Source organism: Aeromonas sp. s6, assembly GCF_040907815.1.
Classification (GTDB): Bacteria; Pseudomonadota; Gammaproteobacteria; order Enterobacterales; family Aeromonadaceae; genus Aeromonas; species Aeromonas caviae.
On the sequence record NZ_JBFOCN010000005.1, the window covers coordinates 1 to 23,116 of the forward strand.

General features: G+C 55.0%; 15 protein-coding genes and 1 pseudogene. 1 reads left to right on the forward strand and 15 read right to left on the reverse strand.

Annotated features, from left to right (window positions below; all coding sequences use genetic code 11):
* Positions 1–240 precede the first annotated feature (240 nt).
* The 15 genes from AB5Y50_RS00210 to AB5Y50_RS00280 form a co-directional block, all read right to left on the reverse strand.
* The gene (locus tag AB5Y50_RS00210; protein WP_368162369.1) at positions 241–1,290 is read right to left on the reverse strand and encodes a hypothetical protein; all 1,050 of its coding nucleotides are present in this window, start codon (positions 1,288–1,290) and stop codon (positions 241–243) included.
* 43 nt (positions 1,291–1,333) lie between these two features.
* Positions 1,334–3,376, reverse strand: coding sequence for a BREX-1 system phosphatase PglZ type B (gene pglZ, locus AB5Y50_RS00215; protein ID WP_368162370.1), 2,043 nt, complete (start codon positions 3,374–3,376; stop codon positions 1,334–1,336).
* A gap of 32 nt (positions 3,377–3,408) precedes the next feature.
* A complete protein-coding gene (locus tag AB5Y50_RS00220; RefSeq protein WP_216986931.1) occupies positions 3,409–4,017 on the reverse strand; it encodes a hypothetical protein in 609 nt (202 codons plus the stop codon).
* Positions 4,014–5,294 (reverse strand): AAA family ATPase, encoded by a 1,281-nt coding sequence (locus AB5Y50_RS00225; RefSeq protein WP_368162371.1) that lies wholly within the window; start codon positions 5,292–5,294, stop codon positions 4,014–4,016. The genes AB5Y50_RS00220 and AB5Y50_RS00225 overlap by 4 nt, the downstream gene beginning before the upstream one ends.
* A gap of 10 nt (positions 5,295–5,304) precedes the next feature.
* Positions 5,305–8,721, reverse strand: a complete 3,417-nt coding sequence (locus tag AB5Y50_RS00230; RefSeq protein ID WP_368162372.1) for an SAM-dependent DNA methyltransferase — start codon at positions 8,719–8,721, stop codon at positions 5,305–5,307.
* Positions 8,722–8,847: 126 nt separating this feature from the next.
* A complete protein-coding gene (gene brxC / locus AB5Y50_RS00235) occupies positions 8,848–12,321 on the reverse strand; it encodes a BREX system P-loop protein BrxC (RefSeq protein ID WP_368162373.1) in 3,474 nt (1,157 codons plus the stop codon).
* A 17-nt stretch (positions 12,322–12,338) separates the two neighbouring features.
* On the reverse strand, positions 12,339–12,887 hold the full coding sequence (locus AB5Y50_RS00240) for a BREX protein BrxB domain-containing protein (protein ID WP_043124792.1): 549 nt from the start codon (positions 12,885–12,887) through the stop codon (positions 12,339–12,341).
* A gap of 13 nt (positions 12,888–12,900) precedes the next feature.
* Entirely contained in the window at positions 12,901–13,665 is a 765-nt protein-coding gene (locus AB5Y50_RS00245; protein ID WP_368162374.1) for a hypothetical protein, read from the reverse strand.
* Between the two features lie 186 nt (positions 13,666–13,851).
* The gene (locus AB5Y50_RS00250) at positions 13,852–14,283 is read right to left on the reverse strand and encodes a hypothetical protein (RefSeq protein WP_368162375.1); all 432 of its coding nucleotides are present in this window, start codon (positions 14,281–14,283) and stop codon (positions 13,852–13,854) included.
* A 247-nt stretch (positions 14,284–14,530) separates the two neighbouring features.
* Entirely contained in the window at positions 14,531–16,354 is a 1,824-nt protein-coding gene (gene rmuC, locus AB5Y50_RS00255) for a DNA recombination protein RmuC (protein ID WP_069785627.1), read from the reverse strand.
* A 192-nt stretch (positions 16,355–16,546) separates the two neighbouring features.
* On the reverse strand, positions 16,547–16,969 hold the full coding sequence (locus tag AB5Y50_RS00260) for an NUDIX hydrolase (protein ID WP_069785626.1): 423 nt from the start codon (positions 16,967–16,969) through the stop codon (positions 16,547–16,549).
* A 221-nt stretch (positions 16,970–17,190) separates the two neighbouring features.
* The gene (locus tag AB5Y50_RS00265; RefSeq protein ID WP_021140990.1) at positions 17,191–18,063 is read right to left on the reverse strand and encodes a hypothetical protein; all 873 of its coding nucleotides are present in this window, start codon (positions 18,061–18,063) and stop codon (positions 17,191–17,193) included.
* Positions 18,060–20,822 (reverse strand): hypothetical protein, encoded by a 2,763-nt coding sequence (locus AB5Y50_RS00270; protein WP_005330554.1) that lies wholly within the window; start codon positions 20,820–20,822, stop codon positions 18,060–18,062. Before AB5Y50_RS00270 ends, AB5Y50_RS00265 begins: the two co-directional genes overlap by 4 nt.
* Positions 20,819–21,427 carry a hypothetical protein gene (locus tag AB5Y50_RS00275; RefSeq protein WP_005330555.1) on the reverse strand — a complete coding sequence of 203 codons (609 nt, stop codon included), beginning with the start codon at positions 21,425–21,427 and terminating at the stop codon, positions 20,819–20,821. Before AB5Y50_RS00275 ends, AB5Y50_RS00270 begins: the two co-directional genes overlap by 4 nt.
* Positions 21,424–22,680, reverse strand: a complete 1,257-nt coding sequence (locus tag AB5Y50_RS00280) for a hypothetical protein (RefSeq protein ID WP_368162376.1) — start codon at positions 22,678–22,680, stop codon at positions 21,424–21,426. Before AB5Y50_RS00280 ends, AB5Y50_RS00275 begins: the two co-directional genes overlap by 4 nt.
* Before the next feature lie 248 nt (positions 22,681–22,928).
* Between AB5Y50_RS00280 and AB5Y50_RS00285 the strand changes: the two are divergent.
* A pseudogene (locus AB5Y50_RS00285) lies at positions 22,929–23,116 on the forward strand (ATP-binding protein); the annotation flags it as partial.

Consider the following 23,116-nt stretch of genomic DNA (forward strand, 5'->3'; position numbering starts at 1 on the left):
GGGTGTGGCTTGTTTTGTTTAGCGACTAATCAGATCGCACAAACTGGACTGAGTTCCCTTCCTCCGGTGATCTACTATTCGGAACAGCTATTTAGATATTGACTACGATGACACCATCATCGTTTTATTTAAGCGGGGTGTGGCGCTGGCATCGTCAACTGATGAAACCAACATGTCATCGACAAGGATTAAAAGTCACTCCATTTTCAAAAAATGACTTCATACAGTTGGCCATTTATTTTAAGTAGATGGCCAATCCCACATCATATCAACATAGTACTTATCTCTTAACCAAGAGAGATCACTTTCCCACTCACTTATTGCACATCGCATATCGGCCTTTGTTTTTCTTTTTGCATTTCTGACCAGAGCAGCAATAGTATATGCGATTTTATATAGCCTTTGCGATGATTTAGGAAAACCCCATTCATCCATATAGGACTGGCTTTCGACCAATGGCAATTGGTTTTTATATACTTCGTTTAAAATCTTTTGTCGTTCATTTTTAAACAACCCTTTATCGCCGACTCTATACCCAACCGCTTGTAGGATGCCAATCTTAGGCCAGTTAATCTCCGTCAAACTGTGATTTGACGTGAGTATAGCGGTCGTGGGCCACGAAAATTGTGCCACATCCCCCACTTTACGCAGAGTTAAAATCTCACGTCCAGAACTTTTATTTTTGAATTTTTTGTTTTCAGCACGCCGTGTTATCGGGGTCGTGTTTAACTTTTTGAATAAATAATCTCGATGATGGTAGACTCTAATATACTCATCAAGCTCAGATTGAGCTGCTCCTCTTGAATAAGGCCAATCATTCAAAAGCGATATAGAAAGAGAAGATGCTATACTTTGTCTCTCATTGTAATCATGAAGTTGATTCAGCTCTGCTATCTCGATGAGTAAGTTATCTATAGCTGACGCTGGGGATATAAATGATGATGGTCCTCCTATATGTGACAAAGTTAATATTTTTCGTTTGTTCTTGTTCTTTTTTGGAGGCTTAATATTAACATTACCAACTATCGGAGTCGTATTTAACTTCCTAAATAGATAATCTCGATGATGGTAAATTCGAATATAGCCCTCCGCGTCAGTAGACGATCCAGCCGTTGAGTAGGGCCATCCGCTCGCTGGTGATATAATAAAAGGCAGTGCCTCATCATGTGCATGATAGGACAACTGATCCTGGCTCACAGCGGCAGCAATATTCCAGATACTTCTCGACTCAACGCCACCACGACGCTGGACGATAGGTGCTACTTTTTTACCTACTTTTTTCTTTGCCATTTCAAACAGGGAGTTGTACCAACAACTCCCACCTATACCCTTGCTACCTTGAAACCATCAACTCTGGCGTTAAGCACTCCTGCAGACTCACACCGCCGTGATTATAGTGATCCCCCGCCTGGAACAAACTGATCCCGGGGGCCATCACTACTCGCACTGCGGGGTTCCAATGCCAGGGGCATTGTAGGTAGTCACTCTGGCCATTACCTTTCAAAATGGCGCAGCGCGGAGTGCGCAGTTCCGTCATGTGTTTGGTCAGCTCAGCCTTAGGTAACTTCTCTGGGCTCCATAACCAACCATGGTCGGTCACCACATGTACCCTCGTCCAACCGGCCTCCAGCAGGCTCACTATCCGCTCAACCACCCCTTTTAAGGCATGATCGATAAATTTCGGCAGGCTTTGCTGACGCTCGTGGCCCAGATTATCCAGGTCGCCACATTGCACCCAGGCCTTACCTTGCTCTGGCTCACCACAATCGTGACCTTCCAGATATTGCCAACCGGCTTGGGCTAGCCCCTTCTTGAAATGATGGCTCGAGAAATCAGCGCCACTGTCGGCAAACTGCGGGACAAAATCGTCGTTTTCCAGATCACCGATCAACAAGGGGCTAAGGGGCGTCACTGCCGCTTTAGCGGTCGCAGTCAAACTGGGGAGCGCACTCCAACGGGTTTTCAAGCTGGCTTGCAGGGTAGCCTTCTCCAGTAGATGCTGAAGACGGTGGCCCATATCAAGACGCAAGCCATCGACAAAAAAGAGCACGGTACTGGCGCCCTGGTATGAGCCGACTGGCTCTTGCACTCCCTGACCACCAGGATAACCCTGGCTCTTCACCAAGTGCTGGAAATGCAGGGTCACCGCCTCCAACCAAGGGGTATACAGTTTGCCAAGCAGCGCGGCGGCTACCTGCTCCATGGCGCTATCGCTCGCCAAGGCCATCACCAGCAGGGCAAGATCATCGGTCTGCCAAACCTTCTCCTGGTAATGGCTGGCCATGGTCTCGATATCCGGCCCTCCCAATGGTTGACGAGTCAGCTCGGCAAGTTGAGCCAAGGGGGCAAGCAGCATCGCCCAGGGCGAGAGCCCGAGCCCGGCCCACAACCACTCACGCCGCATTGCATGCTCAGCGTTGAGTGACATTAGGCGAGTACGGATGGTTGCCACCTCTTCAGCTACCAAAGCAGTGAGCGTCTGCGCTAATCGTTGCTCTTCATGCTGATTGCAAAAGGGGTATCGGGCTGGTTCAAAGAGCAATTCGCTAGGTTGTACCTCGTGCAGTGTCTTTACGAGCGAAACATGGTGTGCAGCCGTGTCGCTAAAACGCTCCCACACCGTTTGCCAAGGTCCCTGTGCATCACACAGCAGCGGCAACAATGTGGAGATCTCAGCGTTGGCAGGATCAATACCAAACGCATCTTGGCTCTGCCCACAGAAGTGCTGCCAGCGGTTGCTCTGCTGCCACTCCTTTTGGATGGCCTCAGGCTCATTGAGCCAAGCCAGCATATTGCGGATTGGGTCGCCCCCCGCCAACGCATAGAGATCGCTAGTTTCTAACCGTTTGCCCTGCAAACTGGCGGCCTGAGCTTCAAGCAGATCAGGCAACACCTCTAGCAACGCTTGCTGGGTTTTACCATCTTTGGCGACATCAAGCTGCAACCCCACTTTGGGATTACTTAAAAAAGAACCGACGCTCCAATCCCGACCGGCAGTGTTATAGGCCCACCAGCAGCCGCGATACTGCAACTCGGCAAGGGGTTGCAGAGCAAGCGAGCATTGGTCGATGGCCCGCAGATCTTTGCGACTGACGCCGGGCAGATAGAGGATCGGGATGGCATCAGCAGGCAGGGATTGCTCTGGTGCAGTACCTGCAATCAAGCACTTTAGCCAAATGGCAGGGCCGGTGCGTTCGGCGGGCAGATACTCCCCCAGCTCGAGCAGCTCGGGTAAATAGCGCTTGATAATCGGCATGGCAGCTTGCCACTGCCGGGTTTCATCGGTCCAGAGCACCACTGCGGGCGGTACCTGCACCTGAGAGTTATAACGCGCGCTGTCGCGCAATTGAGTAACCAGATAGTCGATAACTTGCATGGAATTCTCGATTCTGTTTCGCGCCTTAAGGCTTAAGCCAACCCCTGGCGGATCAGCTCGCCATGAACAAAGGGAGAGTGGCGTTGTAAAAAAACGAGCGAACAGTCATTTCTCAGATAGTTGTCATAATGGCGGGCGCGCATCTGATTATGCTCCGGGCTATCGAGCTTGAGACGGGTAATGGTCTCAGCGGCGGCATCGGCATGCGGCGTTCCGGCAGGATAACGCGCATGGTTGACCGCAATCTCGCCATTGGCAAAGTTGATGATAAAGGTCTCAGGGGCCAAGCCGATGGGGTCTAGCACATCATCAAACTTATTCTTATTGCGGTTCGGACCAAGGGCGCTTAGACGGTAGTTATCCCACTCATAGGCATCCCCTGCATTTTGCGATTTGGCCACAAAGTGGTCGGTCGAGGCCGCGCCAATAACCCACTCAAAATAGATCGCCAGATAGGCGCAAACACCACTGTAGGTATCCCACAACTGCTTGTTAGAACGCGTCCAATAGTTGGGTAACTTGGATGCATCCGGTGGTGGCGCATTGAGCGCTATGCCATTTGTGGCTAACCAATCGAGCCCCGGCTGGCGCACTCTGGCATCAACATCGGCAGGCTCAGGTTGCAATGACACCGGGATCATAACGGCCAACCCTTCTTATCGCAGATGGCGCGCCAGCGAAACAGAAAATCATCGGTCGGCTTTAACGCGAGCAGCAATTGCTGATACATGGCAGCGAGCGCCTGGGGATCTGGAGCCGGTTGCCCCAAGAGCGCCGAAGCCTGCTTGATCAGCTGCTCGTACTCTTTCGGTCGCCCACTGGGTAAGTCAAAGGCATCGCTGGTTAACCAACTGGTGACATCCCCCTGCTTTTCAAAATCTCGCCGGGTGAGCATCACCTCGCCTTGGGCCAGATCCAGATCAAACCAGGCATCTTGGCTGGCATCAAACAGCGGCTCGACCGAGGCCATCACCAAGGGGGAATGGGTCGCGGTGATCAACTGCACCTTGGCCTGTTTATCAAGCAACCCCATGACGCTCAGCAAGGTGGGCACTATGCTGCGCTGCCAGCTGGGGTGCAGGTGAGATTCAATCTCGTCGATCAAAAAGGTGATCTGGGGGGTCACCGGTTCCCCCAGTTGCTTGGCCGCCTGCTGATGCTCTTGCCAGGCCCACACCAACAGATAGGCCAGGGCTAAGATACGCCGCATCCCTGATGAGGCATGCACCACCGGAACATCTTTTTGGTACGGCATGCGGATGGTCGGGATATCCCGCGCATCATCCAGGCTGATCCGGGTTAGCTCTCCCAGGGTCAGGATCTCATCAGGAGAAGGGGAGAGCGCCTTAAGTACCGCTTTCAGGTGTTTAAATGCCGCCCCTTTCTCTTTTTGCCAGCTGGCTAGATCGCGAATAAGGCCATTACACAACCAACTGCCATCGCTACTGGCCAGGCCATCCCATACCTCGCTAGGGCTAAGAACATAAGCGGGCAGACGCTCTTGAATATCGAGCTCTCCCTGGGTGCGCCAGTAGTTACGGTGCGGATCCCATAGCGCGAAACTACCGTCAGCCATGGCATAGAGCACCAGGCCAGGGTTGGCAGGCCGCCCGGGGCGGCCGGTCCAGCTTTGTTCACGGCGGGCGAAGGTACTCTGGTACTCTTCACGTTTACTCTTGGCGGTAAATGAAAAGCTGATGCTCGCCTCCCCAACCTCACTGGGCAGGGCTTTACGCCCTGTGGTGAGCTTAGGGTTGATCTCAGCTGGCCAGCGGCGAGTCAGCGCCCACCAGGCGATATCCAGCAAAAAGCTCTTACCCAAGCCATTATCGCCGGTGAGCAGATTGAGCCGCTGGCCAAAGACCAGCGACAAGCTAGGGGCAGGGCCAACATTGACCGTCTTGAGCGTATCGATCATAGGGCTTCCATCATTTGGGTTGGTTTGCTCTGGCGGCGCGTTTGTCTTCTAGCGACAAGTGGTGATCGTTAATACGCGCTCCCTCTTTTTCACCATATTGCAGGCCAAGAGTGTACCAAGGGGCAGAGGCGACGTCGTTACCACGATCCTTGTTCCAGTTGATATTCGGCTTAAAGCGCAGGATACCGGCGCCTTTTTTGCCGACATCGGCCGCTTTGAGGAAGGGGCGAATATTGAGGCGCACACCATCGTTAAGGTCCGGCTCCCAACCGATGGGTTGTTCGGCAAGGGGCTTCCAGCGTACAAAGATATCGAGTCCCTTTTCACCGGCCAAGATGGCCTCGAGGCGCTGTTGCAGGTTTTTGGCGGCGGTGAGGCGCTCTTCGGCGCCATCACGCGCTTCTTTTACCCCTTGCTCCTGAATACGGATCCAGTCACCCAGGTAGGTGTAGATCAGGCGCTCCAGCCTCGAGCGATCGAGCTTGTGGTAGTTGACCAGGGCGGAGAAACCGTCTTTTAGGCCGTCCCAGATATGCCAGATAAAGGGTCTATGTTGGAACAGTTTGCAGTGCTGCTCGAAAAACTTATCGCGCAGCCAAAGCTCCAGGCTCTTGCTACCCACGGCAGTCAGCAGCTTATCCAGGGCTCCGGCCTTCCAGTCATCCTCGTAGGCCGCCACCAACAATTTTTCCAATCGGGTATGGGCCGGAGCTTCACCGCGCACAGCTGGGAGGCAGACAATACCATCTTCATCGGCAAAGGCGTTCAGCTTGGCTACCTCATCGACCAGCTGACGTTGCTCATCGGCCAGCTCCATCTCTTTGTCCAGCTCGGCGGGCCACTGATAACCCAACAGCCGAGCTACCGCCACTTGCAGCACGGTCTCATCAAAGCGCACCGGCCCTTCTTTGGTCCATTTGCTGGTGTCATCCCAAATTACCGAGGCGCAGGGGTGGCCGTGGAAAATCCATTGGGTGGGATCATTGGTGTAGGGTTTAGGGAGGCCGTTGGGATATTGTTCTTCGGCAATTTTGGTCCAATATTGAAGATCAAATGGTACTTTGACTAGAGTTGCATTAGTTACCTTTAAAGCTTGGTCTATCTCACGAACAGCCTCATGATATAACTCCGAAGAGACATAAGACCAAAGTGCGGGTAAATATACATTTTCATCAGAGATGATTGGAGAACAACTAATATCAAACACATGACCTGAGTGTATAGTGCTAGGCAATTGACCCATCATGCTTACAGCAATGCCTGACTTACCCCAACCTGCATATCCTTGGATACGTGCCTTTTCATTATTCTCATGAAACTTGCCGTTGTCTGCCCAATAGAAAACTTCGGCTCGCCCACCAAAGTGGGTCGTCTTATCTACCGTATTTTGAAGGAAGGTCCATGTATCAAAATCAATCACCTCCCAAAAATTAAACCTAAACCGCAAAGAATCTGCACCATGTAATCCATTCAATGCCGAGGCGAAACTAGACATTAATGTACCTTGCGATTCATCAAAACTAATACGAGCATCAGAATTACTAACTTGCATTGCTTGTTCAACGCATTTCAAATACTCAATACGAAGCTGCTCTGATTTATCTTCTGCAGTTTTCAGCGTTGATACATCCACCCCACGAAGTAGTGCCTCTTTAGGTGCCACACCCTTGCTTAGAGTTATTAACTGCACATTGAAATCCCACATTGGTGTTTGAAAACCTTTGGGGCCAAGGCGGGCAATCAGATTCCAAGTTTGTTCCGTTAATAGCTTTTCGCGAAACTTCTTATAACTGGTCAGAAATAACCAGTTCTGTGGCAAGACAATGGTCGAACTGCCGCCCAGGGAATTAAAGTCGAGACAGCGCTCCAAAAATACCGTGGCCAGATCGGCTTTGGCTTCCGGGTAGTACTCATCACAAAAATCTTGCAACTCGGCGCACTGCTTGCCTCGCCCCAAGTAGGGCACATTGGTGGCCACCAGATGGTAGCTCCCGGCCAGCAACTTAGCTGCCTGGGCCAAGCCTTGAGCCGCGACTTGTGTCTCTTTGCTCTCTTCGTCGCTCTCTGCTGCATTCTGCGCTTGGGCATCGAGCAGTAGCTGCCAGGGGGCCGGGGCACCTTGAGCCTTGCCCTCGTAGTGGGCACGCTTGATATCGATCAGGCTGCCCAGCACTGGGGCATCGCTAAACTGGCGCATCAACCAAGCAAGGGCCGGCTCAAGCTCCGGATTTTGTTTGGCAAGCTGCTGCCACTCATCACTTGCGGCCAGCACATCTTGCCCGGAGCAAGCCAGTTGCAATGCAGGCAATGGCCGATAACCGCCTGCATTAGGGAAGCGCCAGGCTTCGAGCGCCAGGGCAAAGGCGGCAATCTCGATACAGCGGCCATCCAGCTCCAGACCATGCAGGTTTTGCGTGATCACACGCTCTATGGCGGTATTGGCATCACACCCTTCCAGGTGCATACGCATCGGCACCAGCATCAAAAAGAGCGCCACCAGGAAGTGACCGGAGCCGCAGCAAGGGTCGAGGGTTTTTAGCTCGCAGATATCTTCAGGCCAGGCGTCGTACCAGCCACCAGCCGGTTGCCAGCGCTCCCCTTGGATATCCGTCACTTTAACAAAGCGTAGGTAAGAGAGGGGCACGCCAGGGAGCGCGGCGCGCTCACGTAATTCCTGCTCATCGCTGGCATGACGCAGGTGATCATCGGTGAGACGACGTTTGGCCCACCAGGCACCCAGGGCGTTATCCAAGAGGAACGAGACCATATAGGGTTCGGTAAAGAGCTGGGTGACCGGGCTCAGCTCATCGGCCCCGATGGGCACGCCGGACTTGTTGACCTCGTCCTTGCGCTTGCTCTGCCAGAACTGATAGCACCAACCCAGGCTGTCTTGTGCCGCAAAGACTGCCGGAGACAGGGCCATGATCAAGCCTTCTAGGGTGCGCTGATGGTTGATGGGCAGGCGCACCGCCAGCACAGGAGAATCAACCCGAAACACCTGGGGCAACATCTTGGCTGCCAAGCGCCCTGCTAGCTCCCAGGCACTGGCGCAGTCGGGCTCTTCTTCTAACAGCTCTGCGCACTCATCCAGGGTGACCGGGGTATAAGCGTCATACATCAACAGGTTGTTTTGCTCGAGAAAACGGGCAAACAGCATGCGGTGCCACTGCTCGTAGGCCATCTCGGCCAACAGGTGAACGGTCTCTTGCTTGCCATTATCGTGAAGCGGGTCGCCCAGTTGGCGAGCGTGGGCTCGCAGGCGGTTACGCAGCTTGCGCTGAGCGTCGTTCAGAAAGGCAGGCACTGTGGCATCAGCCACCCCTAAGCGCTCAATCTCTTCCCGGCAGGCGGTTTCAACCACTTCACGGGCGGCAAGGACGGTGCTTTCCAGCTGGTTTCTGAGGGTCTTATCCAGGGCTTGTCTCATGGTGTTAGCTCAATATGTGGAAGATGGGTGACCCCATGTTCCTTAAATAGAATGCGGGGATTGGGCTAAGCGCCGACGCGGTAAGTCTGCCGCATCGGCCTTATTGTTTCTCTTTTGTTCAGCGCACTAGCTGACGCGCACCGGGTTACCTTGGGCCAGTTCGCTGCGCACCTGATCTTCTACCTGGGCCAGCCAGGCTTTCAGATCTTGTTCTGATTCAATCAGCGGCTTGGGCAGCGAAATATGGCGGACCTTGGGTTTAAGCTGCGACACTGCATCATTGAGTGCCTTAGCAAAGTAAGAGGGCAAGGCGGCAATGCGATCGTTCCACCCCTGCCAGGAGCAGTTATCCAGGCTCTGTTGCACCTCTTGCAAGCTGCCCAGTTTAAGCACGGGCAGCTTGGCAATACCGTGCTTGGCGAGCAATTCAGTCTGTTGCTCACCGCTCAATTTTGACCAGCTGGGATCACTATCAAGATCGCGGAGGCAGTCGCGATAGACCTGCTCATAGCGGTCACAGTGCGCCATGATGGCATTACGCAACGCGTCTATGGCTTTGTTGAGTAGCGGCTGCACCGGGGAAGGGCTTTGCAGCAGGGTACGACCGGCACGCAGCGCCTCACACTCTTGAATGAGCTCAGCAAACACCGCCAGTTCACGGCAGTAGGGCAGCAGACCTTGCAGGTTGTCCCACTGCTCTTTGCGTTCGGCCACCAGCTCAAGCTGCGCTTTCCAGCTCTCGTATTCTGCTTGCAGCGCCTCTTTGCCTTCAAAGGCGGCGAGCAGTTGATCATTGCCCGAGAGCACCAATAGCTCATCGAGTTGCTGGGTTGAGGGGGGCAGTGGCAAGGGAGCCTCGCCCCCGAGACGGCGAGCCAGCGCCTTGGCCTGTTGTAATGCCTCGGCAAGCTTGCTGCTCTCTTCCCCGGCGTTACAACTCACCCCCAAGCTGTTGATCAGGCTGCGCACCTTGATCAATTGTACCTTGCCGATGGTGGCTGTTTCGGGGCGGAACTGGGTCGGGCCGACCTGGGCACGCTCCAGGCTGCGCGCATCGGTGGCGTTGAGTTTGGTATCGCTGGCTTTAAGTACGCCAGCTGCCAACATGGCAAAGAGTGCGCCATCGATAGCGTCGCGGGACCAGCCGTAAGGGGCTTTACCAAAGTGTTCGCGCACTTCACTACCGGTTTTCATCACCCCGATAAACTTTTTGATTTCACGGCAGACCGGGTGGTTTTGCGCCTCACCCTGGTGGCCAATCGCTTCTAGCGCATCGGCATCCCCCTGGCTGGCACGGGTATAGACCTTGGCCCACTCCTTGTGATCGGCCATATCGAAGTTGCGATAGAGGCGCACGCAGGCCGTTTCTGCCCCAGCTTGAAGTTGCGCCACCAAGGTATCGCCCCCCACTTCACTGCCACCGGAGAGACGCAGCCACATCATCCCTTCCATCTCAGCGGTCAAGCGCTTGACCTCGGCTTCGGCATTTCGCTGGCTCGACATCATAGCGGCACGGGCCTCTTTACCCGCTTCGGTCACCACCGCATTTTGTTTGACGTCCAGGGTCATGGTCGCCGCCTGTTTATCAACGATGGCGGCGTTTAGCGCGCTCTTGCGATCAGAGGGGATGTAAAGGTAAAGGGTCCCATTATCTGCGCTATCGGCACGCGCCAGCTCTTGGAGCTGCCGCTCTGGCAAGGCTGGTGCCCAGACGTAGAGCTTCTCTTGTGCATCGTTGGGTAACTCATCATCGAACGCAACATTCAGGGTGCGCCCCTCTGCCACCTGGCCTTGGGTAAGGCGTACTTGGCTGACCAACTTGCGCACTATGGTGTGCACCAGTTGATTGCGCAGGCCATCGAGCCTGGCTGGATCGGCACGGAGCTCCGCTTGCTGCTGACGATACATGTCATACCAAGCCTGGCTCTCGGCCGTTTGCAGGCGATACTCAACGCCACTTGCAGACTGCACCGCCATGATCAGCGAGGCCTTTTCCAACGCTTGCAGCGCCGCATTGACCCGTGGCCGCAGGTCGTGTTTCTCATTCTCCAAATCTTCGATCAGCAAATCAGCCAGAGTTTCTGCACTGGCGTGAATGCCGTAGTCAATTTCGCTCGGCAATTTGCTGATCATCAGGATGAGAGAGAGGATCCGCCCCTGTAGGATCTCTTCAGGCGAGCCATCTTTGAGCTTGCCAATCTCGGCATAGATCTCTTGCCCCACCACTCCGCTATTGACCAGATCGTTGACGATTTGATCGTAAATAAAATCGGCAGGGATCAGACAGCCAAGCGGCTTTTCGGCCCCGTAACGGGTTGCCTCATGGGTGATACGCAGTTGATTACGCAGCTGTGAGCCGGTGCCGGTTTTATCCAGCGCGGGCAGCAACTTTTCCCAGAAACGGCGACGCACCGGCAACAACGGATAGTCGGCCACCATCCACTGTTCGTCATCCCGTTGATGTTCAAACTTAGAGCCCCGCAGATGGCGGCTGATCTCGCCCAGGTTTTTCTGGATCAGATCCTCGACAGCCCCCTTGGCACTCTCTTTTTTCTGCAGGATCACTTTGCGGATCACTGCATCCACATCGGTATCGGCCAGTTGCACTGTGACCACAAAGCGGCCCATCAGGCGTTGCAAGTTGGGAGTGTCACTTAGCGCACTTTGCCCGGTGGCAACAAACAGCAGGCGTGATTTAAAGCGGCTCGCCTTGCAGCAGGTTTCAATTACCTCTTGCACATCAAAGGCGCGGTCTTCATCTCCGCCCACATACTGCTGCACCTCATCAAGCACGATCAGCGTGAGCGGCAGCTGACCATTGCGCTCCAGGGCATCCATAACCGCATCGACCATCTCGTCATTGGTGATGTCTTTGACCTCAGGGAACTGTGCACGCAGTACCTTGGACATGTCTGGGGCGTTGGTGGCCAAGTCAGCGAAATGGGGCAACAGAGCCTGAGCCATCACAGGAGAGACGTAGAGATTACGCAGCTCTCTTTGCCAAGGGTCTTGATCTGCTGCTGCTTTGCCATGCAGCCTGACGTACTGTTGCACGGCATCGAGTACCCCTTGGGATTTCAACCACATCACAAAGCGGGCCAGGTGGTATTGCTCTGGCAACCCTACCGACTTGAAGATGATAGAGAGAAACGCCAGGCGCACGTTGCCACGCTTGCCCGCGCCTAGGGTACCCGAAGCAGCATGCAAGCCCTGGTATTGTTGGGAGAGCAGTGACAGCTTGGCAAATTGCTCGCGAATGCCTGCAGGGAGATCGGCCAGGCTCAAGGGATCGGCACCATCAGAGAAGCGTTGATTGGTCCAGAAGGTGCGCAACATCTTGGCCAAGTGAGATTTACCCGATCCGTAGAAACCGCTGATCCAGACACCTGACTGCTCAACCTTGGCGTCTAGTTTGCTCAGATAGGCCGCCAGAATTTTCTGCATGCCCGCCTCATAGGCGCCATCACAGACAAAGGTTTTAAGCTCATAACGCAGGGTAGCGAAGGACTCGGCACTCTGATCATCGTTTACGACAGCCACACCGTTGTTGGCCAACTCAGATTGCAGCGGATCGTTACTGTAAATCTCTCTATTTAGCATCCCGTAATTCCTTGTTGTTATTCGTTATGGTGACAGATGGCGGTGGCGTGATACCCCCACCCATCCTTGGCATCTAACAGACTAAAGTTGTTGTCGTGATATTCGCCGGGGAAGAAGACCACCAGCTTGCCTTTTACCACTGGAGAGAGCGCCTTCACTAACCCAGAAACAGAGGCGAAGCCAAAAAGAGTGCCAGTACCCAGCAGGGCCACTACATCGTTGCTCCCCAGGGTTTTATCGACTTCCTCTTTCAGGCGCTCGGCCAGCTCTTCGGCAAAAAATTCATAACTGCCCACCAGCAGCTCTGGCTCGGCGAAATAGGCGTCTGCATAGTCGTGTTCCCCCATCCACTGGGGGAATGCATCTGTGATATCCAACAATTGCCAGCGGTGACCATGTTGCTCAACGGCCAGTTGAAATTCAGTGACCCGAGCCCGCAGCTTTAGCTCATCTTCTTTGTGGTACACCACGAAGACAGCGCGCTCTTCGGCAGATAGCACAGAGCGCCAAGGCACCGATATATAAGTGGTAAAACGCTTGATCAGTTTTGAGAGGCGATCACCCATGCTCTCGTTCTCCTCAAGATGCTGGCGCTATTGACCAAAGGGGGAAGCGGATTTCGACAATGCCACTGGCCTGCTTGTAGCTAATTACGCCATGCAGCGATGCCATGTAGGCCAACTCATATCCCTCTGCCGGATCCAGGCTTAGCAATTGAAACCAGGGAGTCTGAAACAGCCCTTGCCCGGCACGCCCTTCACAGTGACCGAGAAAGAGTGCAAATGCCGCATTGACATAGGTCACGACCGGACTAGTTCTGACCTTTTTGTATTTGCCTTGCAGGAACCCGGCGTGCGTCCAACTGCCGTTGATATTCTGGGCAAACGAGCGCAGGGAAGCCGGGCTGAAACGATCAGGATCCGGGGTGGCTAAAACGTGTTCTACCTGTTCACGTTCCAACACCTGCCCCAACGGGGTCATACCGATCAGCGCCTGGGTCTGCCTTAACAACGGGTCTCTGGCCAGCGCGAGTTGCAGGGTCAACAGCGGCTGAGCCTCTTCATTTCGCTCCCATAGCTGGCGAAAAACGTGAAACAACGGGATCTCTGGGGAGATACCATACAGATCGACCAGGTGGCGGAACGTCAACTTGCGGGCATTGTCGCTGCTTTTATGCAGCACATTGTAAAGCTCGATATCTTGCTGATAGTCATGCCGGGTTGCCTGCTCAGGGCGACCATCCAGCAGCGTTTTTAGCTCGCTATACATCAAGCTTCTAGCCGAGTGAGCCCCATTTTTACCAAATTTAAAGCCCAGCTTAACCAGGTGTTCTTCGCTACTCATAAGTGCTCTATTGGCCTTAACGGCGCTCAGTTCAAGCTATCAAAGGAGCGTCATTCTACCCCTCAGAGGGCGATTGCTCTATGAAGCCAGGTCACCAAAATCGATCATTTCTACTGTTTGGCCAAAATGCACGCTGCGTCAGCGATTCATCTTGGCGGTCTCGCAGGTCAGAACTACAGCCTGAGTTCACTTTGCACCAAACACTGCTGGCGGGGTGCTCGGACCATCGCATCTGACCTGCCCCAAGGAGTTGGTGCGACAGCGAGTGCCATCGGAGGAGCGCAGATTGCCGAGGCTATCCTTGCGCCAAGTGACGGTCTCTCCGGTACCGGGATTGCTGACCCGCACATTACCCAGACTGTCTTTGCGATAGGTGGTGCCTTCGCTGCTGCGGACATTACCGAGGGAGTCTTTGCGCCAGGTGGTGCCGCTTTCCGAATCTCTGACGTTACCGAGACTGTCTTTGCGCAGAGTGCCGCTCTTGCCATCGTCACACTGGTAGCGGGTATTACCGAGGCTGTCTTTGCGATAGGTGCAGTCAGCGGCCCCAGCACTCTGGGCCACCAGCAGTAACAGGGCGCAGGCGCACACGCCGAGCGGAGATAACGAGGGAGACATAAGCGCGCTCCTTGATACGGGTTGGGACTCTCTTCAAGCAGGGCCAGTATATGCCGCCTGCAACCCCACGCCGATACTGGTTACATGAACATGTCGCATTTTGGCGCAGATGCGGGGGGCCTGAGCACCGCGCCGACATTCATCGGTTCTTGATGTCTGTTGGATGACGGCGGTAAGGATTTGCAGCCCAGACAATCAAGGCGCCTAGGGCGCCTTGATTGTTTAACGCAAGTGCAACTTTAACGGGCTATGCCGTCGTCGCCGCTTCCTCTATGGCGATCGTGCCGGGCTCTTCCAGTGCCTCGACGATCAATGACAGCCGATCCTGTTCGAAGTCCATATGCATGGCGTCCAGTTGCGGCAGTGTCTTGCTGGCCTTCGCCGAGAGTTTGTTGAATCTCTCCACTTTGCCATACAGACCTTGTTTGCCCACCAGCGCCTTGACCGTGTTGTTGTAGTGATTGCTGGCGGTGTTGAGCGTGCCGCCCAAGCTGCTCAGACGTTCGGCAACAAGACAGACCTGGTTGTAGATGTCGCCGGCTTTTTCACTGATCTCGCGGGCCTCGGTATTGCTGCGCTCGATCATCCACAGATTTGATACCGTGCGCAGGATGGGGATCAGGGTCGTATGCGAGACCAGTACGATGCCCTTGTTGTATCCGTACTCGAATAAATCCTTATTGTGCTTCAACGCTTCGATATAGGCGGGTTCAATCGGCATGAACATCAGCACAAAGCTGGGGCTGTGCATGCCAATCAGGTTGATGTAATCCTTCGATGCCAGATCGTCGATATGCTTGCGCACCGCTTTGAGATGCTCTGCCATCGCCAGTTGATACGCTTCCGGGCTCTCAGCCGCGACCGCCCGGTCATAAGCCACCAGCGAAACCTTGCTGTCGATGATGATGTGCTTGCCATCCGGCAGTTTGATCAGATAGTCGGTCTGCTTGTGCTTGCCTTCCGCATCCTTGAAGCTGCTCTGCACTTCGTAGTGGGCCTCTTCAATCAGGCCACTCATCTCCAGCGTGCGGCGCAGTTGCGCTTCCCCCCAGGCTCCGCGCTGCTGGGAATCGCCCTTGAGGGCCGACGTGAGGTTGTTGGCCTCCTTGCTCATATTCAGACCAATTTCCAGCACCTTCCGGATCTCGGCATTGAGCTGAGCGCTGCCTTGCACCGAGACATCGTGCACCTCGTTGATCCGTTTCTGGAATCCTTCGATCTGCTCGCGAAATGGCTTGAGCAGGCTATCGATCCCGATCTGGCTGCTCTGAGTGAACGCCTTGCCCTTCTCGTCGAAAATCTTGTTGGCGAGGTTTTCAAACTCCTGTGCCAGTGTCTTCTTGGCATCGGCAAGTTGACCCATCTGCTCCTGGAAGTGCTCTTCTCGCTTTTGCAGCGTGGTCTTGAGCTCGGTGTGTTCGTTATCAACCTGATGCAGTCGCTCCTGCAGGCCGAGAATGGCGTTCTCACGCTCTTTCAGGGTCTGTTTGGCATCCACCAGTTGTTCACGGACTTCGCGCTCCGCGCTTTGCAGGGATTGCGCATGTTTGCCTTCATTGGCCAACTTATCCTTGAGCTGGTTGATTTCATCTTGAGCGGCTCGGTTTTGCTCATCCGCCAGATTCAAGCGTTCACGCAAGTCGGCGATCTGCTCTTTCTGACCACGGTTTTCGGCCTGTGCCGTCTCCAGACGCTTCTCCGCGTCATGTTGCTGCTCCTTGGCCGCGTTCAACTGCTGCTGCAAGGCCTCGCTGGCAGCCTTACGCTCGCTCAATTGCGCCGCCAACTCTTGCAGCTGCTCTTTGGCCCCCTGTAGCTGGGTCTGCACCTTGCCGGCCTCCACCTGCTGCCCATGACATTGCTGTTCCGCCGCCTTGAGCTGCTCCTGAGCCTGTGCCAATTGCTGTGTCAGCAAGCCCTGTGCCTGCTGCGCCTGCCCCAGTTGGCTTGTGAGCTGACCGAGCCGGTTGCCGTGGCGCAGCGCCGCCACAAAGTAGCCAATCACGCAGCAAGCGGCTGCAATGATGACGCTGATGACAATGATCTCCGTAGTCCACTGACTGATTTGCATGAATACTCCTTAGCGTGCTTGAAAGGCAGGTGTAAGTGGTGCGAATAGTGCTTTTGCCCGGCGATAACCACGATAATCGCGTCAATGCCCATGCTGGCCACTACTGTGCAACAGGCTAACACGCCCGATTTCATGGAAACCGATGGTGACTCACACTCCCGCCTGCTGATGCTCAACTGAGCAGAATGTTTATTAAAAATCCCGTTGAATGGCGACGTTCACAGGCTTGTCGGCCGCACCGTTGAGCATGGCGTCGAGCTTGTCGACGGGCACTAATGACACCGCCTGAGACTCCCAACCCATCGCGGCGGGATGCCGCCGATCCGCTCGGCGAGATAAGAGGCGAGTTTTAGTCGTGGTGCGCTGGAAATCCCCCAAAAATCCGGTGAGCTTTACTCGCAATCCAGTCTCTTCATAGACCTCTTTCAGGGCGGTTGCTTGTAGCGAAATACGGGGATCGGCTCGCCCCTTGGGGAACGTCATCTGATAGCCACCAAACTGGTTTGAAGGGTGCACCACCCAGACTCGGCCATCCGCTTCCACGATCACTGCTCCGGCTGCGGCCTTGTAACCCGTCGGGCAATCGAACGGCGGCTCGGCTGGATCCGCATACATATCTCCCGCCTAGCCCCAGGCAGTGCTGGTCACAAGTGCGTTTAACAGGCTGTCATCGCAATACCGCTCAGCACTGGCGGCACGAGACCATCCGGAATACAGGTCGCCACCTGCGCGCCCAACCGCTTCGATACTGGGGTTTTGCACATGTCGTATTTTCAAGCAGATATTTTCAAACTAATAGACAGATAAGAGGCAGGCGAGACGGACGGGGCAGTTCCTCACAACCACACGGCTTCCTGCTCCAGCGCCATCCCGCTGGCTTGCATTGACCGGATCAATTGCTTCACTTCCACGTCGAAATCGGCTGTCGCAGGGTGTGCCAGCATGGCGTTGAATTCGCGCTGGGTATCCTGCCAAAGCGTGGTACAACCGAAACGCTCGAGACGAGATGGCCACTCGGGCATCAACCACAGGGCCACGCTGTGGCCAAGACGGCTGCGAAGCCGGGCAAAGTTGAGCAGACCCACTCCGTCGTAGTCGGGAAAGAAGTGGATCGCAGGCGCCCGCTGGCGCAAGGCGAGCCAATCCAACAATGTGTTGGGCAATTGGCCACTGTAATAAGCAACACTGGCGGGCTGGGCGCAGGGTAGCCAGTCCAGCTGGTCAAACAGCGCCTGATTTTCCACAAGCCATAGCGGATGTTCGGTATACCAGGTGCTGTCGGCGTGCACAGTCAGAGCGGCGACGCCCAGTTGATCGGTGCTCAGTCGCAAGTCCAGCCGGTTGTCTTTATCGTCTCGCCACGCCACCTGACCGGGACCGGCCTTTAACAGCAGATAGCTGAACTCATGCCCATGATCTGCCCCCTTGCTACGGCGAGTGGCGGCGATGTTACGCGCTCGGCGTGGCAGACCATCGACCAATTCGGCTTGCTCTATCGGCACCAGTTGTCGCCACTGGTGTTCCACCACGGCGGGCAGCCTTATCTCAAATACGACTCCCCTGCCCTCGGGCCGCATCTGTATGCTGCCGGTAGCGCGGGCAAAGCTGCTCAGCTCACGTCGTTGCCCCTCGCTCAATTGAGAGCTGGCAAGCCCTCCTCCAGGGGCTTGGCGCAATTTGCGCAAGGCGGCGATCAAACTACGGCTCATGGTCGCTCCTTGGGAGCAAGCACCAGCCAGCTCTGCCGATTGATATGGTTCTTGCCGGCATGGTGATGGATAGGTACGCAATAGCGTGCCGTGGTCAACGGAGCTGGCGAGGCGCAGATCAGGGCAAAACCGAATTCTGCCGCCACATCGATCAGATTTTTCTGGTTGCGGGTATCCAGCGCCAGCGCCTCATCCAGATAACAGATGGTGCGGATGCGCTTGTTCTTGTGATGCATCAGGTGGAGCATGGCCAGCCCGGTCACCAGCTTGGCCATCAATACGGTGCCGTTGGAGGCCGCACTGTCTATCTCGGTGAAGGACTCCTCCTGCTGATCCTGCTTACCTATCACAAACTCCAGGCGAAACAGATCGGCGACACGGAGCCCTTGCCGGGCATTGCCCTCATCAAACAAGGTCTGTTTGGCGCGATCCAATCGCACATCATCCAGCACGCTTTGCTGATTAAACAGATCGAAGCTCTCCCCCGTCTCCACCTGAGCGGACTTATCGAGCAGAATTTCGATGGCTTCCACCAGGTGTGCTTCATCCCTGGGCTCGATTTTGAAAACCCTGAGGTCGGACAGTTGACGCTGACTCACCAGCCGGTTAAAGCCCCGCATCTGCGCCTTAAAAGCATTCAGCCCCTGTCTGAGCTGTTTCAGGCTGGCGGTGACATTGATCACGGCACTGCGGGCCTTCTTCTCCAATGCCTCGGCTTCTTTTGGCAACATCTGATGGAAATCGAGGATCCGACTCCACTCCTCGTCCTGAGTCGGGCAGTGTTCATACTTGGTGAGTCCGCCAGCGTGCAAATCCTGCAAACCGCGCTGCAACGCGCTGTTCAACGCCAACAATTGACGACTATCGGTCTGGAATTCTTGCAAACGGGTATATAGGGTATCCAGCGTTCTGGTGGCTCCCCCGAGCCAGGGATGGTAGGAAAGAGATTCCAGATAACCGAATTCTGGCCCCTGATCCTCGCGCTGGTTACGCATGGTGACGATGCCGTTATGCTCATCATCCAGTCGCATCTGCGCTTGTCGCAAAGCATTGAGTTGATCAACCAAGCTCAATTGCTGCTGGTTAATCGCTGCCAGCTCGGCCTGTAGCCTATCCAGCTCTTGTTCATGGGCTATCAATTGCTCTGCTCGCTGGTCACTCTGGGCCAATAGATGCTGCCAGGTGTCGAAGTCGGCCAGCTCCTGCCGCAGTTGTTGCTGCTCCTGCTCTAATCGTTGCTTGTGTGCCTCGGCCTGGTGGCGCTGCTCGGCTGTTTGCTGCTGCACCTCCAAACTGGCGATATGCCTGTCGGTATCCCTGATCTGCTCCTTCAGCTCGGCTTCACTGAGTTGCTGAAACTGGGGATGCAACCGATGAAGGTTGATGCGCAGGCCAGCCAGCATCAGCGTCTCGCCCGGCGTCTGTGACAACTGTTGTTTCAACCGGGGCATATCCAGTTCGAAATCTGCCGGTCCTAGCTGCATCACTCCGGCCTGGAGCACCCGGTTTAGTCGCAGTAACTCCTCTTCACTCAGATGATCAGCCATGTGTCGATAGAGATTGTCGGTCAAGGTCTCCTGCTGCCGATGCAGGCTCATCGACAACTGCTGTTGCCGACGTAAATCTCGCCTTATGTCCTCTACGCTGCGGCTCTTGACCTGCCCCAGCAGGGTGATCTGAGCCTCCAAATTCTCCTTGACCGCCGCCAGCTGTGTTTCAAGTTGCTCACGTCCCGAAAGCAGGGTAAACCGACGCTCCAGCTCCGCTTGCTGCTGATTGAGCGCCAGCAGCTGAGTATGGGACTGCTGTTTTACGAGCCGTTCGACACTCAGCTCCTGAATACGGCTCCCCGATTGCTTTTGTGCCGTCTCGCATTGCAACACCTTGGCTGCCAATTCCTCTGCTGTGGACTCATAGTAGGAGTGCCACTGCTTGAGGTCTTCTTCTATCTGTGGGCACCAGACGATGAGCTTGCCTCTGAGCGTCAAACGCTCTTGCACTTGTTTGGCCAAGCTCAGGATCCGTGCAGACTGATTGACCGCCGCCTGATACTGAGCCCGTTCACTATTGACCTCGCTAAATGCCTTTTCCCACTCTTGCCGAAAGTCGATGGCCGCATCCGACAAGTCCCGTTTGAAGATTTCCAACAGATAATTTTTGACATCGGCCGAGGTGAGCCTATCCAGCCGTAAGGTACGAGTGAGGACCTGTCGATAGGCAGCAGCATCCGATTGATGCTCCAGATGAAAGAGGGTGAAATCGGGCTCGCTGGCGGCCCGCTTGCGACGACCACCATACAGGGCATCGCGAAAATCATTGGGACTCTTGTAGACAAACACCAGCCGCTGGCGCGTGGCCAGGTGGTTTACCAGTTGGGGCTCCGCCACCAGAGCGCCGCCGTCCAACCGATAATCATCCAGATCCAACGCTCCCTTGTAGGCAAAGTACTGATAGTCATGGCTAACCCCCTTGCCGACACATCCCAGCACCACGGTCCCCGTTTCTGGCAGACAGGCTTCCAGCAGTATGTAGGCGCTGTTGTTGGGGAAGTAGAATCGTTTGGACTTCTCCAGATCGTGGGCGCCAAAGTCCATGCGTCGCTGGTCGATGATCAATAAAAACTGCAGCGCGTTGATGAGGCTGGTTTTACCTGTGTTATTGGGGGCGATGAGTGAGACGGCAGCATCCAGCGGCAACTCGGCTCTCTGATACCCGGCACTGCCCAACAATACCAGACGCTCAAACCCGTACTGGATCATGCTTCCTCCTCCTCATCCAAACCCACCTCTGCCGATTCATCTTCCTCGCCACCCTGCGGCTCATCGAATGAATCGTCTTGGCCAGATGCGCTCAACGATTCGAAGTGTTCCAGATAGCGATAGACCGCCGGCAATAACTGCCAATAACCGTTAAGTGACAACGCAAATCCGAGCTTGACCGCGCTGTCCAGCAACGCGATGAAGCCATCCAGCTCCAACCCCTCGGCCTCAAGGATCTCCTGATGATGCTCGTGAGCCTTGGCCAGCAAGGCCTTGTCTACCCGCCACTCCGTAAAGCGGGACAAGGGTCTGCCCTCATCAGCCTGGGTATCAAACAAGCACATCCATAACAACGCCAGGCGCTTGCTAGTCTTGCTGGCTTGGCTGCCGGACTCCTCGATATGAAACCAGGCATAGCCACGTGGCTCGACTTTAAGCTCAAACCCCAGGGCGGCAAAAATAGCCTGATAGCTTTCCTGACACCGCTCCAGCTCGGCCCACAGGGCAGGCTCCGCCACCCGGTTGAGGTGCTTGCCGCTGTTGAACAGGCGAAACAGCTCACTCAGGGCACCGAGCGACTCCAGATGCGAAATAGAGGTAATCATGATCTCTGGATCCTGTAGGGGTGATAACTGACCAGCACCTCTTGCAAATCCGTTGTGGTGCTATCTGGGTGAAGGCTCGCCAGCCAAAGAGGCTCACGCACCAGTTCGTGGTAGAGTCGCAACAAGGTGGCATCCGGCTGCTCGCCATAATGCTGTAGCAACCAGAGCATCAGGTTCTCCACTGGCAGGCTCTCTTGCAGGTGTTGTTTGAGGGTCTCGTCATCAATGGGCTCTACCAGTGAGGCGTCGAAGGGGACCTCCGTCGGGAAACGGATGAGTTCCGGTATGTACGCCAGGGCGCTGGCCATAAAATCCTTGACCTCGAAGCCTACACTAACGCGTCGCGGTCGCTCCTGCCGCCAGACAGGCAAGGCCCCCTTCGTATTGCGCAACGGCAGAGCTCGCGTGAGGCCACGTTTGCGCACACGCCCCAACAACTGGCTGATGGCGGCAGACAGGCCATTATGCTCGCGCAGCTCTTCACGCAGCGGCAGCAAGGTGGCGGCACATTGCTGGGCTACCAATCTTCCCAACCGCTGCAACTCCTTGGCTTGATAAGAAACCTGACGCAACTGTAACTGGTGGGTATAAAGCCCACCTTGTATGGTGATGGCCTCTATAGCCCGATCCAGAGCCCTCTCCGCCTGCTCCAGAAAGGGATAGAAGTTGCCCGCAAGCCCGGAGTCCATCATCTCGTTCATGGGCTCCACATACTGGTCATAGGCTTCAAGCACTGAGCGATAACGTTGCGCTATTGGCATGGCTGCATCCGCGGATTTAGCCTGTTCGGCCAGCTCCAATATGGCATGGCGATCCTGATCCAATTGCAAACTGATCTGCCGCAACAGGTCTGACATCTTGGCTGAGCCCTGACGCAAATAATCGGGATTGAGTGGTTCAGAACCTTCCAGTATTTGTGCTGTCGCTTGTTTGATGGCCTCGATACGCGCCTTGAGCACGGCAGAAAGCCCTAACTCATGCTCACGTAACAGCCCCCGCGCAAACTCTTGCACCAAGGGGTTGACCTGCAGGGTATCGGTTCGCTCAAGCCACTGCAGGACATCGCTGCTACATAGGCTGCGCAAGATTTCTCCACACTCAGGCTCGCTGTCACTGCCCCGGCTGGACTTGCCAATTAGCCTCAGCACCATCGCCTCATCGAAAGCAGGCCATTCCCGCGAAGCCCGAACCAATGCTTCGATGACGTCCCAATGTTTATGCAGTTGGAATATCAGACTTTTGGGATTTGCCATTCGGTATCCTTGTTCGCTCCCTTGGCCCCAGTCCAAAGAATCATACGATGGACGGCTGGCGTCATTTGACCACAAGAGCATAGAAAGCAACCCAGCTGGCAACAATACTGGATACTTCTACATGTCGTTTTTTCAAGCAGATATCTGACGACTCCGGTCTCCCTTACCGCCATTGCTGCAAATGCTCAAACGCTGAGTGTGGTCCGGACTACCGCCAGGATGTTGGCTTGGATCACGCCTCCAGCAGGCAGATCATGGATGATCGGTATGGAAAATACTCGACGGTAGTGGTCAGTCAACTACCAACGGAAGAGTGGTACGCGAGCTTGGGGGACAACACCCTGGCAGATGCGATCCTGGACCGGCTGATGCACAACGCTCACCGGCTGTCACTGAAGGGAGAATCGATGAGAAAGAGGAGAAGTGAGTTGACCCA